This is a genomic window from Nocardioides sp. FY1077 (assembly GCF_058681775.1).
In genome coordinates, this window is the sequence record NZ_JBZWDB010000002.1 from 110,754 (window position 1) to 123,722 (window position 12,969).

General features: G+C 75.5%; 13 protein-coding genes and 2 tRNA genes. 11 read left to right on the forward strand and 4 right to left on the reverse strand.

All coding sequences use genetic code 11. The features are described 5' to 3' along the window. Positions 1 to 2: 2 nt before the first annotated feature. Positions 3 to 1,598 (forward strand): polyprenol phosphomannose-dependent alpha 1,6 mannosyltransferase MptB, encoded by a 1,596-nt coding sequence (mptB, locus tag AC4OR8_RS05445; protein ID WP_492164524.1) that lies wholly within the window; start codon positions 3 to 5, stop codon positions 1,596 to 1,598. On the opposite strand, the gene AC4OR8_RS05450 is transcribed toward mptB, so the two are convergent. Beyond that, positions 1,520 to 2,683, reverse strand: a complete 1,164-nt coding sequence (locus AC4OR8_RS05450) for a fumarylacetoacetate hydrolase family protein (protein WP_492164525.1) — start codon at positions 2,681 to 2,683, stop codon at positions 1,520 to 1,522. The genes mptB and AC4OR8_RS05450 overlap by 79 nt on opposite strands. Continuing rightward, positions 2,680 to 3,513 (reverse strand): hypothetical protein, encoded by an 834-nt coding sequence (locus AC4OR8_RS05455; protein ID WP_492164526.1) that lies wholly within the window; start codon positions 3,511 to 3,513, stop codon positions 2,680 to 2,682. Before AC4OR8_RS05455 ends, AC4OR8_RS05450 begins: the two co-directional genes overlap by 4 nt. Positions 3,514 to 3,656: 143 nt before the next feature. Here AC4OR8_RS05455 and AC4OR8_RS05460 point away from each other — a divergent pair, with 143 nt between their 5' ends. The 10 genes from AC4OR8_RS05460 (at position 3,657) to AC4OR8_RS05505 (ending at position 11,262) form a co-directional block, all read left to right on the forward strand. Continuing rightward, complete coding sequence (locus AC4OR8_RS05460) at positions 3,657 to 4,772, forward strand: glycosyltransferase (protein ID WP_492164527.1); 1,116 nt, start codon at positions 3,657 to 3,659, stop codon at positions 4,770 to 4,772. A gap of 88 nt (positions 4,773 to 4,860) precedes the next feature. Further along, entirely contained in the window at positions 4,861 to 7,239 is a 2,379-nt protein-coding gene (locus AC4OR8_RS05465) for an FdhF/YdeP family oxidoreductase (protein WP_492164528.1), read from the forward strand. A 7-nt stretch (positions 7,240 to 7,246) separates the two neighbouring features. Beyond that, positions 7,247 to 8,191 (forward strand): pirin family protein, encoded by a 945-nt coding sequence (locus tag AC4OR8_RS05470; protein WP_492164529.1) that lies wholly within the window; start codon positions 7,247 to 7,249, stop codon positions 8,189 to 8,191. Positions 8,192 to 8,195: 4 nt separating this feature from the next. Next, the gene (locus tag AC4OR8_RS05475) at positions 8,196 to 8,813 is read left to right on the forward strand and encodes a DNA-3-methyladenine glycosylase I (protein ID WP_492164530.1); all 618 of its coding nucleotides are present in this window, start codon (positions 8,196 to 8,198) and stop codon (positions 8,811 to 8,813) included. A gap of 71 nt (positions 8,814 to 8,884) precedes the next feature. Continuing rightward, positions 8,885 to 8,957: transfer RNA gene (locus AC4OR8_RS05480), tRNA-Thr, on the forward strand. A gap of 53 nt (positions 8,958 to 9,010) precedes the next feature. After that, positions 9,011 to 9,087 (forward strand) — tRNA-Met (locus tag AC4OR8_RS05485). 36 nt (positions 9,088 to 9,123) lie between these two features. Further along, positions 9,124 to 9,294, forward strand: a complete 171-nt coding sequence (gene rpmG, locus AC4OR8_RS05490; protein ID WP_171896057.1) for a 50S ribosomal protein L33 — start codon at positions 9,124 to 9,126, stop codon at positions 9,292 to 9,294. A 125-nt stretch (positions 9,295 to 9,419) separates the two neighbouring features. Further along, positions 9,420 to 9,818: an FAS1-like dehydratase domain-containing protein gene (locus tag AC4OR8_RS05495; protein WP_492164531.1), complete on the forward strand. Its 399-nt coding sequence runs from the start codon at positions 9,420 to 9,422 to the stop codon at positions 9,816 to 9,818. Continuing rightward, positions 9,815 to 10,216, forward strand: a complete 402-nt coding sequence (locus AC4OR8_RS05500; protein WP_492164532.1) for a MaoC/PaaZ C-terminal domain-containing protein — start codon at positions 9,815 to 9,817, stop codon at positions 10,214 to 10,216. The genes AC4OR8_RS05495 and AC4OR8_RS05500 overlap by 4 nt, the downstream gene beginning before the upstream one ends. Further along, entirely contained in the window at positions 10,165 to 11,262 is a 1,098-nt protein-coding gene (locus AC4OR8_RS05505; protein WP_492165305.1) for a UDP-N-acetylmuramate dehydrogenase, read from the forward strand. Before AC4OR8_RS05500 ends, AC4OR8_RS05505 begins: the two co-directional genes overlap by 52 nt. Positions 11,263 to 11,274: 12 nt before the next feature. Here AC4OR8_RS05505 and AC4OR8_RS05510 read toward each other — a convergent pair whose 3' ends face one another. Together AC4OR8_RS05510 and AC4OR8_RS05515 are read right to left on the reverse strand one after the other, a co-directional pair. Continuing rightward, complete coding sequence (locus tag AC4OR8_RS05510) at positions 11,275 to 11,805, reverse strand: DUF4190 domain-containing protein (RefSeq protein ID WP_492164533.1); 531 nt, start codon at positions 11,803 to 11,805, stop codon at positions 11,275 to 11,277. Next, complete coding sequence (locus AC4OR8_RS05515) at positions 11,802 to 12,854, reverse strand: adenosine deaminase (RefSeq protein WP_492164534.1); 1,053 nt, start codon at positions 12,852 to 12,854, stop codon at positions 11,802 to 11,804. The genes AC4OR8_RS05510 and AC4OR8_RS05515 overlap by 4 nt, the downstream gene beginning before the upstream one ends. Positions 12,855 to 12,969: the final 115 nt, after the last annotated feature.

Below are 12,969 nucleotides of genomic sequence, written 5' to 3' on the forward strand. Positions count from 1 at the left end.
AGGTGCTGACTCGTGGCCTGATCGGCAGCCTGCTGGTGCTCCTCGGGGGCCTGGTCGTCTCGACGCTGCCCCAGAGCGCCCCGATCATGTCCTCCCACCTGCTGGTCGCGCTGCGCACCTCCGAGGCCGGTCGGATGCTGGGGCTCGCCACGGTGCTGCTCGGGCTGGGCCTGCTGGCCGCGGCCTGGTTGCGGCTGTCGCGCCACGTCGCCGGCCTCGCCCCGACCACTCCCGGCGGTCGCCGCGCCGCCCTGGCCGACGACGAGGCGGTCGCGCTCGTGCGCCACGCCACCGTCGTCTGGAGCGCCCCGCTCGTGGTCGCACCGCCGCTGTTCAGCCGCGACGGCTGGTCGTACGCCGCGCAGGGCATGCTCACCCACGTGGGGCTCTCGCCCTACGAGCACGGTCCGTCGGCGCTGCGGGGCCCGGTCGTGGAGGCCGTCGACCCGATGTGGTTCGACACCGTCGCCCCCTACGGCCCGGTGCCGCTGGTCGGTGGCGACCTCGCCGCAGGCCTCACCGGCAACCCGTGGATGCTCGTCGTGGCCCACCGCGGCCTGGCCCTCGTGGGGCTGGTCCTGCTGGCCTGGGCGGTGCCGCGCCTCGCGGCGTGGGCGGGCGTCGACGCGGGCCTGGCCAGCGCGCTCGTGCTGGCGTCGCCGCTGATGCTGGCCAACGGCGTCGGTGGCCTGCACAACGACCTGCTGATGGTGGGGCTGATGGCGGCCGCGCTGGTCGTGGCCGCCGAGCAGCACTGGGTGGCCGGTGCGCTGCTCGGCGCCCTGGCCGCCGGGGTCAAGGCCCCCGGCGGACTGGTGTGCGTCGGGGTGGTGCTCCTGTCGCTGCCGGTGGCCGCGTCGCTGGCCGACCGGGTGCGCCGCACGCTCAGCGTGGCCGCGGTCTCGGTGGGGGCGCTGCTCGGCCTCGGGGTGGTCGCCGGCACCGGCGCGGGCTGGATCGGCGGGCTGGCCGTCCCGGCCACCGTCAACACGCCCCTGTCGCTGACGACGCTGCTCGGCGGCGCCCTCGACCGCGTCGCGGGCTGGCTCGGCCTCGGGCTGGCGCCGGCCACCTTCCTCGACCTGGTGCGCGACGCCGGCACGGCGGCGGCGCTGGGGCTGGCCGTCTGGGCGATGCTGCGCCGCCCCACCGGCGACCGGTCCTCGGCGGTGGCCACGGTGGCGCTGGTGGTGGGTGCCACCGTGCTGCTCAGCCCGGTGGTGCACCTCTGGTACTTCCTCTGGGTCGTGCCGCTGCTGGCGGTGCTGCCGCTGAGCCGGCTCGGCCTGATGGGGCTGGTCGGCGCCTCCACCGTGCTGGGGCTGGTCGCCCCGCTCGACTCCTCGCTGCACGGGGCCTACCTGGCCATCGTCTTCGGGTCGATGCTGGTGGCCGGTCTGGTGCCGGTGCTGCTGCTCACCCGCGGTGCCCGGGCGCGCCTGGAGCGCATCGTGGGCGCCCACTGGCTGCGCGCCCCCGTGCTCGGTCCGGCCCAGCCAAGCCGGCCAGGACAGCCAGGTCAGCCGGCGGCCGGGAGGACCGTGGCCCTCACCTCGCCGAGGGTGATCCGTCCGCCCGAGGTGCCGAGCGCGGAGTAGCGGAGCACCACCTCGTCGCCGTCCTCGAGGAAGCCCCGCCCGGCCACCTGCACGGTGCCGCCCCGGGTGAGCTCGAGCAGGCAGCCCCGCTCGTCGTCGCCGGGTCCGCTGACGGTGCCGGAGGCGAACAGGTCGCCGGTGCGCAGCGCGGCGCCGTTGACGGTGAGGTGGGACAGCATCTGCGCCGGCGACCAGTACGTCGAGGCGTACGACGGGCGGCTCACCACCGTGCCGGCCACCTCCACCTCCACGGCGATGTCCAGCCCGCGGGGCGAGCCGCCGTCGGCGGGGCGCAGGTAGTCCAGCGGCACCGGGTGCTGCGGGGGCACGTCGCACCACGCGGCGTCGAGCGCCGCCAGGGGGGTGACCCACGCCGAGACGCTGGTGGCGAACGACTTGGCGAGGAACGGCCCGAGCGGCACGTACTCCCAGCCCTGCACGTCGCGCGCCGACCAGTCGTTGAGGCCCACCACGCCGAAGACGTGCCCGGCGAGGTCGTCGTGGGCCACCGCGGTGCCCGGCGCCGACGGCGCGCCCACCACGAAGCCGAGCTCGGCCTCCAGGTCGAGGCGCCGGGTCGGGCCGAACGTCGCCACGTCGGGCCGCTCGCGGGTGGGCCGGCCCTGCCCGCGCGGCCGGGTCACCGGCGTGCCGCTGACCACGACCGTGCCGGCCCGGCCGTGGTAGGCCACCGGCAGGTGGCGCCACTGCGGCGGGAGCGGGTCCTGGCCCGGGCGCATCAGCTCGCCGACGCGGGTGGCGTGGTGCTCGGAGGCGTAGAAGTCGACGTAGTCGGCCACCTCGAACGGCAGGTGCAGCCGCACCCGGTCCAGCGGCAGGCTCGGCGCCGCGCCGGTGGCGGCGAGGTCGCGCACCTGCTCGCGGGTCTCGCGCCACACCACCGGGCCGAGGGCCATCAGCGGGTTCAGGCTGCCCGCGGCCAGCTCGGGGCGACCGGTGGCCCCGGCCAGGTCGACCACCCGGTCGCCGAGGCGCACGCCCACCCGCGGCGCGTCGCCGTCGACGGAGAACACGCCGTAGGGCAGGTGGTCGAGCCCGAACCCGACGAGGTCGTCGGCGCTCACCCGAGCACCCCCTGCGCGCGCAGGCCGGCGAGGTCGTCGGCGGCGGTGACCACGTCGGCGGGGGAGGCGACCCCGACCGCGGTGAGCCAGCGGCGGGCACCGCCGAGGGACTCGGTGGCCAGCAGGTCGGCGGCGTCGGTGGAGGCCAGGGTGGCCTCGACCTCCGCGCGCGGGGCACCGTCGAACGCACGGCGGACGGCGGCCAGCAGCGCCAGCCAGCCGTGGTGGCCCGGGCCCGGCAGCGCGTGGCCGCTCCCGCCGGTCAGCACGACCGGCGTTTCCCGGTCGAGGGCGGCGTCGAGCCAGGCCGCGAGCGCGGCGCGCTCGGCGGGCCCGGCGCCCGACACGTCGAGGCGCAGCGCGAGGCCCAGCTCGGCGGCCGCCACCTCGTCGGCCGCGGCGAGCCACCCGCGCGACGGGCCGGGGCCTGCTGCGCCCGTGGGCGCTCCCACGGGCACCCCGACGTGCACGGCGACGTCGTCGGCGAGGTCGCCGGCCGCCCGGGCGGCGTCGACGGCGGCGACCACGCGCCGGGCGTTGCCGGCGGGGTCGTCGTGGTCGCGCAGGGTCACCTCGAGGCGGGCCAGCGGCACGTCGTGCCGGGCGCACCAGCGCGCCGGCCCGGCCACCTGGCCGGCCCCGCCCGACAGCACCACCGCGAGCGGCACCTCGTCCGGCCGGGGCAGGCCCGGCAGGCCCGGCAGCTCGGTGTCGGGGACCACGTGGGTCCCGACCAGCGAGCGCTGCGGCCCGTCGTACGTCGGCGGGGAGGCGGGCGCGACGCCGACGGCGAGCAGGGCGTCCCAGGGGTGCGCGGGTGCGGTGGACACGTCGGCACCCTAGGCCGCCGGCCCGCGACGGCGCGGCGAGCCCCGGTCACCGCCGTCGTGGCCTCCCGAAGCAGCGGGCGGCAGTCATCGGGGCTCCACCTGGCCCCACCCACCCGTTCACCTGACCACGCGACGTTGGCGCCGTGCGTATCGCCCAGCTGGCCAACTTCATCGGACCGTCCTCAGGAGGCATGCGCACGGCGGTGGCCGCGCTCGGCGAGGGGTACGCCGCCGCGGGCGCGCAGCGGCTGCTGGTGGTCCCGGGCCCGACCGATGCCCGCGAGAGCACCCCGGCCGGCGACGTCGTGCAGGTGCGGGCGCCCCGGGTGGGCGGCGGCTACCGGCTCATCGTGGAGCCGTGGCGCGTCACCGACGTGCTGGAGGACTTCGCCCCCACCTCGGTGGAGCTGAGCGACAAGACCACGCTGCTGCCGGTGGCGCGCTGGGCGAGGCGCCGCGGGGTGCGCACCGTGCTGTTCTCCCACGAGCGCCTCGACGACATGCTCGCCATGCGCACCGGCCTCGACACCGGCGCCAAGGCCTCGGTGCGCCTGCTCAACCGGGTGCTGGTGCGCAGCGTCGACACGCTCGTGGTCACCTCCACCTACGCCCGCCGGGAGTTCCAGGCGGTCGCCGACGCCGCGGGTTGCCCGCTGGTGCAGGTGCCGCTCGGTGTCGACCTCGCGACGTTCCGACCCCACCCCGTGCCGCACCGCGACGGGGTGCTGCGCCTGGCCCACGCCGGGCGGCTCTCGCGGGAGAAGTCGCCGCACCTCGCGGTCGCCACCGCCGTCGAGCTGCACCGGCGCGGCGTGCCCGTGCGCCTCGACGTCTACGGCGCCGGGCCCCACCGCGACGAGCTGGTCGAGCTCGCCGGCGACGCCCCGGTGGTGTTCCACGGCTTCGTCGACAGCCGGGCCGAGGTGGCGCGCCACCTCGCGGCGGCCGACGTCGCCCTGTCGGTGTGTCCCGGGGAGACGTTCGGGCTGGCGGTGCTGGAGGCGCTGGCCAGCGGCACCCCGGTCGTCACCTGCGACCGCGGCGGTGCCCGCGAGCTGGTCGACCGCCGCTCCGGCGCGTGGGGTGCGCCCGACCCCGCCGCGCTGGCCGACGCCGTGCTGGCGGTGGCGGCGCGCCCCGAGCGCGAGCGGCGCGCGGCGGCCCGGGCGCGGGCCGAGGAGTTCCCGTGGGCCCTCACGGTGGACCGGATGCTCGAGGTGCACGCCGGCCTGCGGGAGCGCCAGCCGGCGTCCGCCTGACGACTCCCGGGTGGCTGCCGCCCGCCGTCGCGGTCGCTGCCACCCGCTGAGGTGAGCCGCCTCAGGTGACCTGGACCATGATGGGGGCATGGGACGACGTGCACGTGAGCTCGAGATCGACGAGGCCGACGTCACCGTCGGCGACCCGAAGCACGCCGCTGCCGGGGTGACCGCGGTCGCGGTGGCGCTGAAGCGGGCCGTGGAGCACATGGGCGTGGTGAACACGGGGCGCACGCTGCTCAAGCTCAACCAGACCGACGGCTTCGACTGCCAGGGCTGTGCGTGGCCCGACCCCTCTCCCGACCACCGCCACACCGCGGAGTTCTGCGAGAACGGCGTGAAGGCCGTGGCCGACGAGGTCACCCGCGACATGTGCGGGCCCGAGTTCTTCGCCGAGCACCCGGTCTCCGAGCTCGCCGAGCACACCGACTACTGGCTCAACCAGCAGGGCCGGCTCACCCACCCGATGGTGCTGCGCGAGGGCGGCACGCACTACGAGCCCATCGAGTGGGCCGACGCCCACGCGCTGATGGCGCGCCACCTCAACGCCGTCGAGCCCGACCAGGCCGTGTTCTACACCTCCGGCAAGGTCTCCAACGAGGCGGCGTACCTCTACCAGCTCTTCGTGCGCGCCTACGGCACCAACAACCTGCCCGACTGCTCGAACATGTGCCACGAGTCCACCTCGGTGGCGCTCGCCGAGGTCATCGGCATCGGCAAGGGCTCGGTCAGCCTGGAGGACGTCCACCGCGCCGAGCTGATCGTGGTGATGGGCCAGAACCCCGGCACCAACCACCCGCGCATGCTCAGCGCGCTCGAGGTCGCCAAGCAGAACGGCGCCAAGATCATCGCGGTCAACCCGCTGAAGGAGACCGGCCTCATCCGGTTCAAGAACCCGCAGACGCCCCGCGGCATCGTGGGTCCCGGCACCGGCCTGGCCGACCTCTACCTGCAGGTGCGCACCAACGGCGACCACGCGCTGCTGCTGGCCATCGGCGCGCTGCTGCTGGAGTGGGGGGCGATCGACGAGGAGTTCATCGAGCGCCACACCGTCGGCTTCGACGACTACGTCACCGGCCTGCGCGAGCTCGACTGGGACGCCGTGCTGGCCGCGACCGGCCTGCAGCGCTCCGAGATCGAGGAGGCCGCCCGGATGTTCCAGGCCTCCGAGCGCACCATCACCTGCTGGGCCATGGGCATCGTGCAGCACCACAACGGCGTCACCACCGTCAAGGAGATCGCCAACCTGGCGTTCCTGCAGGGCAACATCGGCAAGCCCGGCGCGGGCCTGTGCCCCGTGCGCGGCCACTCCAACGTGCAGGGCGACCGCACGATGGGCATCTGGGAGCGCGCTCCCGAGCACTTCCTCGACGCGCTCCAGGAGGAGTTCGGCTTCGATCCGCCCCGCGAGCACGGCTACGACGCGGTCGCCGCGGTCAAGGCGCTGCGCGACGGCGACGCCAAGGTGTTCATCGGCATGGGCGGCAACTTCGTCTCCGCGATGCCCGACACCTCGGTCACCGAGGAGGCGCTGCGCTCCGCCGACCTCACCGTGCACGTCTCCACCAAGCTCAACCGCTCGCACGTCGTCCACGGCCGCGAGGCGCTGATCCTGCCCGCCATGGGCCGCAGCGAGCGCGACATGACCGGCGGCTCGCTGCAGAAGGTCACCGTCGAGGACTCGATGTCGGCCGTGCACACCTCGCACGGGCCGCTGAAGCCGGCCTCGGAGCACCTGCGCTCCGAGGTCGACATCATCTCCTCGCTGGCCCAGGCCACCCTCGGCGACAAGGTCGACGTGCCGTGGGAGCGCTTCCGCACCGACTACACCGAGATCCGCCACTCCATCGCCCGCGTGGTGCCGGGCTGCGCGGCCTACGACGAGAAGGCCAGCCAGCCGGGCGGGTTCGTGCTGCCGCACCCGCCGCGCGACTCCCGCACGTTCCCGACCAAGGCCGACAAGGCGATCTTCACCCGCACCGAGCTGACCGCGATCGAGGTGCCGCCGGGCCGGCTGGTGCTGCAGACCATCCGCTCGCACGACCAGTTCAACACCACCATCTACGGCCTCAGCGACCGCTACCGCGGCATCGAGGGCGGACGCCGGGTGCTGCTGATGAACCGCGACGACATCACCGAGCACGGGTTCGTGGAGGGTGACCACGTCGACATCGTCAGCGAGTGGAAGGACGGCAGCGAGCGCCAGGTCCCGTCGTTCCGGCTGGTGGCCTACGACCAGCCGCGCGGGTGCGTCGCCGGGTACTACCCCGAGACCAACCCGCTGGTGCCGCTCGAGCACACCGCGGAGGGCAGCAACCAGCCGGCGTACAAGTCGGTGATCGTGCGCCTCGAGCGCGCCACCGGCACCCGCACCGGCATGGTGCACGCCAGCGACGTCGGCACGGTGATCCCGGCCGGGCGCGGTGACGAGACCAAGCGGGCGATCCAGCCCGACCAGCTGTCCTGATCCCGCCGTGACGGTCGTGGAGGTGGTCGCGCCGCGCGAGGTCCCCCTCGGGGGCCCGCGCGGCATGACCGTGCGGCGCACGCTGCCGCAGCGTGCCCGCTCGCTGATCGGCGCGTGGTGCTTCCTCGATCACTACGGTCCCGACGACGTCTCCGACGGGTCCGGCATGCGGGTGGCGCCGCACCCCCACATCGGGCTGCAGACCGTGAGCTGGCTGTTCACCGGCGAGGTGCAGCACCGCGACAGCGCCGGCAACGTCGCGCTGGTGCGTCCCGGGGAGCTCAACCTGATGACCGCGGGCGCCGGCATCAGCCACTCCGAGGTGTCGCCGCCGACGACCACCACGCTGCACGGCGCGCAGCTGTGGGTCGCCCTGCCCGACGCCGCCCGGCACGCCGAGCCGTCGTTCGCCCACCACGCGCCCGAGCCGGTGCGCGGAGCGGGCTGGGAGGCCCGGGTGTTCCTGGGCTCGCTGCTCGGCGTCACGTCACCGGTCGCCACGGCCACCCCGCTGCTGGGCGCCGAGCTGCTGCTCGAGGCCGGCGCCACCCTCGTCGTCGACGTGGACGCCTCCCACGAGCTCGGCGTGCTGGTCGACACCGGGTCGGTGCGGGTGGCCGGGCACGCCGTGGCCCGGTCCGAGCTGGCCTACGTCGCGCCCGGCGAGGAGCGCCTCGAGCTGGTCGCCGGCGACGCCCCGACCCGGTTGCTGCTGCTCGGCGGGCCGCCGTTCGGCGAGGCCGTGGTGATGTGGTGGAACTTCGTGGGCCGCACCCACGAGGAGGTCGTCGCCGCGCGCGAGGAGTGGCAGCAGCAGATCACCCGCGACGGGGCGGTGGTGGGCGACTCCACCGAGGTGGCGCCGGGCCGCTTCGGCGTCGTGCCCGACGAGCACCTGCCCCCGATTCCCGCACCCGCCCTGCCCGGCGTGCGGCTGCGCGAGCGGCACTGACCCGGTGGACCCGGTGGACCCCGCCCCGCCGACGACGGGCGTTGCGCCGGTCGTGGGGGACGACGGGCTGGCGCGCTGCCCGTGGGGCGCGGTCGCCGGCCCGATGCGCGACTACCACGACCGGGAGTGGGGCCGCCCGGTGCGCGGCGAGGCGGCCCACCTCGAGCGGCTGACCCTCGAGGCGTTCCAGTCGGGGCTGTCGTGGTCGACGATCCTGGCCAAGCGGCCGGCCTTCCGCGAGGCGTTCGCCGGCTTCGACGCCGACCTGGTGGCCGCCTTCGACGCCGCCGACACCGACCGGCTGATGGCCGACGTCCGCATCGTGCGCAACCGGCGCAAGGTCGAGGCGGCCGTGACCAACGCGGCGGCCACGGTGGCCCTGCGAGCGCACGGCGGGCTCGAGGCGCTGGTGCGGGCGCACGCCCCGACGCAGCCGCCGGCGCCTCGGCACACCGGCGAGCAGCAGACCACGTCACCGGAGTCGCGGGCGCTCGCGGCGGCGCTGAAGCGGCGCGGCTTCGTGTTCGTCGGGCCCACCACGATGTTCGCGCTGATGGAGGCCACCGGGGTCTTCGACCCCCACCTCGTCGGGTGCCACCGGCGGGCCGCCGCGACGCCGTGAGGCCCGCCCGGCGGGAGGGGAGCGGGGCGATTTCGGACTTCCCGCAGGGCTGTGTATCGTTCTGCGTCGTTGCCCCTTTAGCTCAGTCGGCAGAGCGTCTCCATGGTAAGGAGAAGGTCTACGGTTCGATTCCGTAAAGGGGCTCTGGGACGAGGTTGCGCCCCCCGGCTACGCTGGGGGGCGCCCCCGTCCCTCGTGGCGGGGTAGCTCAGGTGGTTAGAGCACACGGCTCATAATCGTGGTGTCGCGGGTTCGAGTCCCGCCCCCGCTACCAACCACCGCATCCGACGACGACCCGCAAGGACTTCCCGTGGCCAGCAAGAGCTCCGACGTTCGCCCCAAGATCACGCTCGCCTGCGTCGAGTGCAAGGAGCGCAACTACATCACCAAGAAGAACCGCCGCAACGACCCCGACCGTCTCGAGCTGGCGAAGTTCTGCCCGCGCTGCCGCACCCACCGCGCGCACCGCGAGACCCGCTGACCTCCCGCACGTCGACGACCCCGGTCGTCACCACGGCCCGCCCGGCCTCGCCGGGCGGGCCGTCGTCGTCTCCTGCGGCCGCTGCCACAGGGGTCGGTGACGGGCGATGGCCTAGGGTCGCGGGTATGCCCGTGGACGCCTCGCTCGTCGGCCGCACCTTCCCGCGCACCCGCCCCCGCACCGTCACCGACGAGCGCGTGCGCGCCTTCGCCGAGGCGGTCGGCGGCGCGTGGGACGGCGGGCCGGTGCCGGCCACCTTCCCGATCGTGCTGGGCTTCGAGGCGATGAACGGGTTCCTCGCCGCCGTCGAGGTCGAGCTGCACCGCATCGTCCACGGCGAGCAGCGCTTCGCCTACGCCCGCCCCGTCGTCGTCGGCGACGAGCTGGGCGCCACCCTCACCGTCACCGGCCTGCGCACCATCGGGGGCAACGACATCATCGCGACCACCAGCGAGATCACCGACGCCGCGGGCGCGCTCGTGTGCACCACCACCGCCACCCTCGTGCACCGGGGCGAGGCGTGAGCGCCCTCGAGGTCGGCCAGGTGCTGCCCACCTGCGCCTACCCGCTCACCCGGGCCCACCTGGTGCGCTACGCCGGCGCCAGCGGCGACGACAACCCCATCCACTGGTCCGACCGCGTCGCCACCGCCGTGGGCCTGCCCGGCGTGATCGCCCACGGCATGGTCACGATGGCGCTCGCCGCCCGCGCGGTCGCGGAGTGGACCGACGGGGCCGAGGTCGTCGAGCTCGGCTGCAAGTTCACCCAGCCCGTCGTCGTGCCCGACGACGACACCGGCGTGGTGGTCGAGGTCGGCGCCACCGTGAAGTCCGTCGACGACGGCCTGGTCACCCTCGCCCTCCGGGTCACCTGCGCGGGCCAGAAGGTCCTCGGCATGCCCCGCGCGGTGGTGCGCGCGTGAGCACCGCCCCCGTGCGGTTGGCCGACCACACCACGCTGCGCGTCGGCGGCCCGGCCGCCCGCTTCGTGGTCGCCACCACCGACGACGAGCTGGTCGCCGCGGTCACCGAGGCCGACGACGCCGGCCGGCCCGTGCTGGTGCTCGGCGGCGGCAGCAACCTGGTGGTGGCCGACGACGGCTTCGACGGCACCGTGGTGCGCGTCCTGACCCGCGGCGTGCACGCCGACGAGGACGCCGCCCAGCACGACGGCGGTGCCACCTGCGGCGGCGTCCTGGTGACGGTGGCGGCGGGGGAGGACTGGGACGCCCTCGTGGCGACCGCGGTCGAGCGCGGCTGGGTCGGCATCGAGGCCCTCTCCGGCATCCCCGGCGCGGTCGGGGCGAGCCCGGTGCAGAACGTCGGCGCCTACGGCCAGGAGGTGTCGGCCACGATCGCCTCGGTGCGGGTGTGGGACCGCGTCCTGCGCGGGGTCCGCACCTTTGCCAACGCCGACTGCCGCTTCGGCTACCGGCACTCCCGCTTCAAGGCCGACCCGGGTCGCCACGTCGTGCTGTCGGTGACCTTCCAGCTGCGCCAGGGCGACCTCGGCGAGCCGGTGCGCTACGCCGAGCTGGCCCGCACCCTCGGCGTGGAGGTGGGCGGGCGCGCACCGCTGGGCGCCGTGCGGGAGGCCGTGCTCGGCCTGCGCCGCGGCAAGGGCATGGTGCTCGACGCGGGGGACCACGACACCTGGAGCGCCGGGTCGTTCTTCACCAACCCCGTGCTCGACCCCGCGGCGGTGCCCGAGGGCGCTCCGGCCTGGCCCCAGCCCGACGGCACGGTCAAGACGTCGGCGGCCTGGCTCATCGAGCACGCCGGCTTCTCCCGCGGTCACGGCACCGGGCCCGCCACGCTCTCGACCAGGCACACCCTCGCGCTCACCAACCGCGGCGGGGCACGTGCCGCCGACGTGCTCGCGCTGGCCCGCGAGGTGCGCGACGGCGTGGAGGCGCGCTACGGCGTACGGCTGGTCAACGAGCCGGTGCTGGTCGGCCTCGAGCTGTAGGCCGCTCCCGCGTCAGGCGCTGCTGGCCGCCGCGAGCGCGATCACGCCGAACAGGCCGACCACGCCGAGGGCGAGCAGCACCGTGCCGACGATGCCGAGGACCATGCCGGTGCTGGCCTCGCTGCGCCCGCTCCAGCGGCCCGGCTCGGCGTCGATCTCGCGGCGCGCCTTGGCGCCGATGTACCACGCGAACGGCGCTGCGAGGATCGGCAGGACGCAGAGGAACATCCCGGCGACCGCGACGATGCCGAGGATCAGCGCGGTGTTGGCCTGCGGGTGGTCCTGGGCGTACGAGCCGCCGTACCCGTAGCCGTAGGGCTGGCCGTACGGCTGCCCGTACTGCTGGCCGTAGGGCTGGCCGGGCTGCTGGGCGTACCCGGGGCCGTACGGCGCGGCCGGCGGCTGGCCGTAGGGGTCGCCCGGCTGCTGGCCGTACCCCTCCTGGCCGTAGGGCTGCTGGCCGTACCCCTCCTGGCCCCGGCCCTGCTGCCCGTAGGCCTGGTGGGTCGGCGGCATGGTCTCGTCCGGGTCCTGGTGGCTCATGGCCGCATCCTCTCAGCCGGGGCGTCGTCGGGCGAGGTCTCCGCGCGCTCCCACGCGTCGACGTCGGCCAGGGCGCGCGCTCGCACGTCGTCGGGGGCGCGGGAGGCCCGCAGCGACATCCGGGCCAGCTCGGCGAGCCCGGCGTCGGTGAGGTCGTGGGCGGCGCGCATGGTGGCGTACTGCCCGGCCAGGCGGGAGCCGAACAGCAGGGGGTCGTCGGCCCCCAGCGCCACCTGCGCCCCCGCCGCCAGCAGCGCGGGCAGCGGCACCGAGGTGAGGTCGCTGTAGACGCCCAGGGCGACGTTCGAGACGGGACACACCTCGAGCACGACGCCGGCCGCCACGACCCGGTCGAGCAGCCGCGGGTCCTCGGCGGTGCGCACGCCGTGGCCGAGGCGGTCGGCGTGCAGGGCGTCGAGGCACCGGCGCACGGAGTCCGGTCCGAGCAGCTCGCCGCCGTGCGGCACCAGCAGCAGCCCGGCGCGCTCGGCGATCGCGAAGGCCGGGGCGAAGTCCTCGGTGGTGCCGCGGCGCTCGTCGTTGGAGAGCCCGAAGCCCACCACGCCGCGGCCGGCGTACTGCCCGGCGAGGCGGGCCAGGGTGCGGGCGTCGAGGGGGTGTCGGGTGCGGTTGGCGGCCACCACCACCCCGATCGGCAGGCCGGTGGCGCGGGTGGCGGCGGCCACGGCGTCGAGCACGAGGTCGGTGAAGGCGGTGATCCCGCCGAAGCGGGCGCCGTAGCCGCTGGGGTCGACCTGGATCTCCAGCCAGCGGCTCCCGTCGCGCACGTCGTCCTCGGCGGCCTCGAGCACCAGGCGGCGCACGTCGTCCTCCGTGCGCAGCACCGAGCGGGCCACGTCGTAGAGCCGCTGGAAGCGGAACCACCCCTTCTCGTCGGCGGCGCTCAGCTCGGGCGGCCACTGCGACACCAGCGACTCCGGCAGCGAGACGCCGTCGCGCTCGGCGAGCTCGAGCAGGGTGGCGTGGCGCATCGACCCGGTGAAGTGCAGGTGCAGGTGGGCCTTGGGCAGGGCGTGGAGGTCGCGCACGGCGGGGGTCGGGCTACGCCGTGGGCTGGCGGCGGCGGGCGGCGCGGGGGCTGGTCATGGCGGCCATCGTAGGACGCCGGCCGGGCAGGGCCTTTTGCCGCGTGCCGGGTGCAGT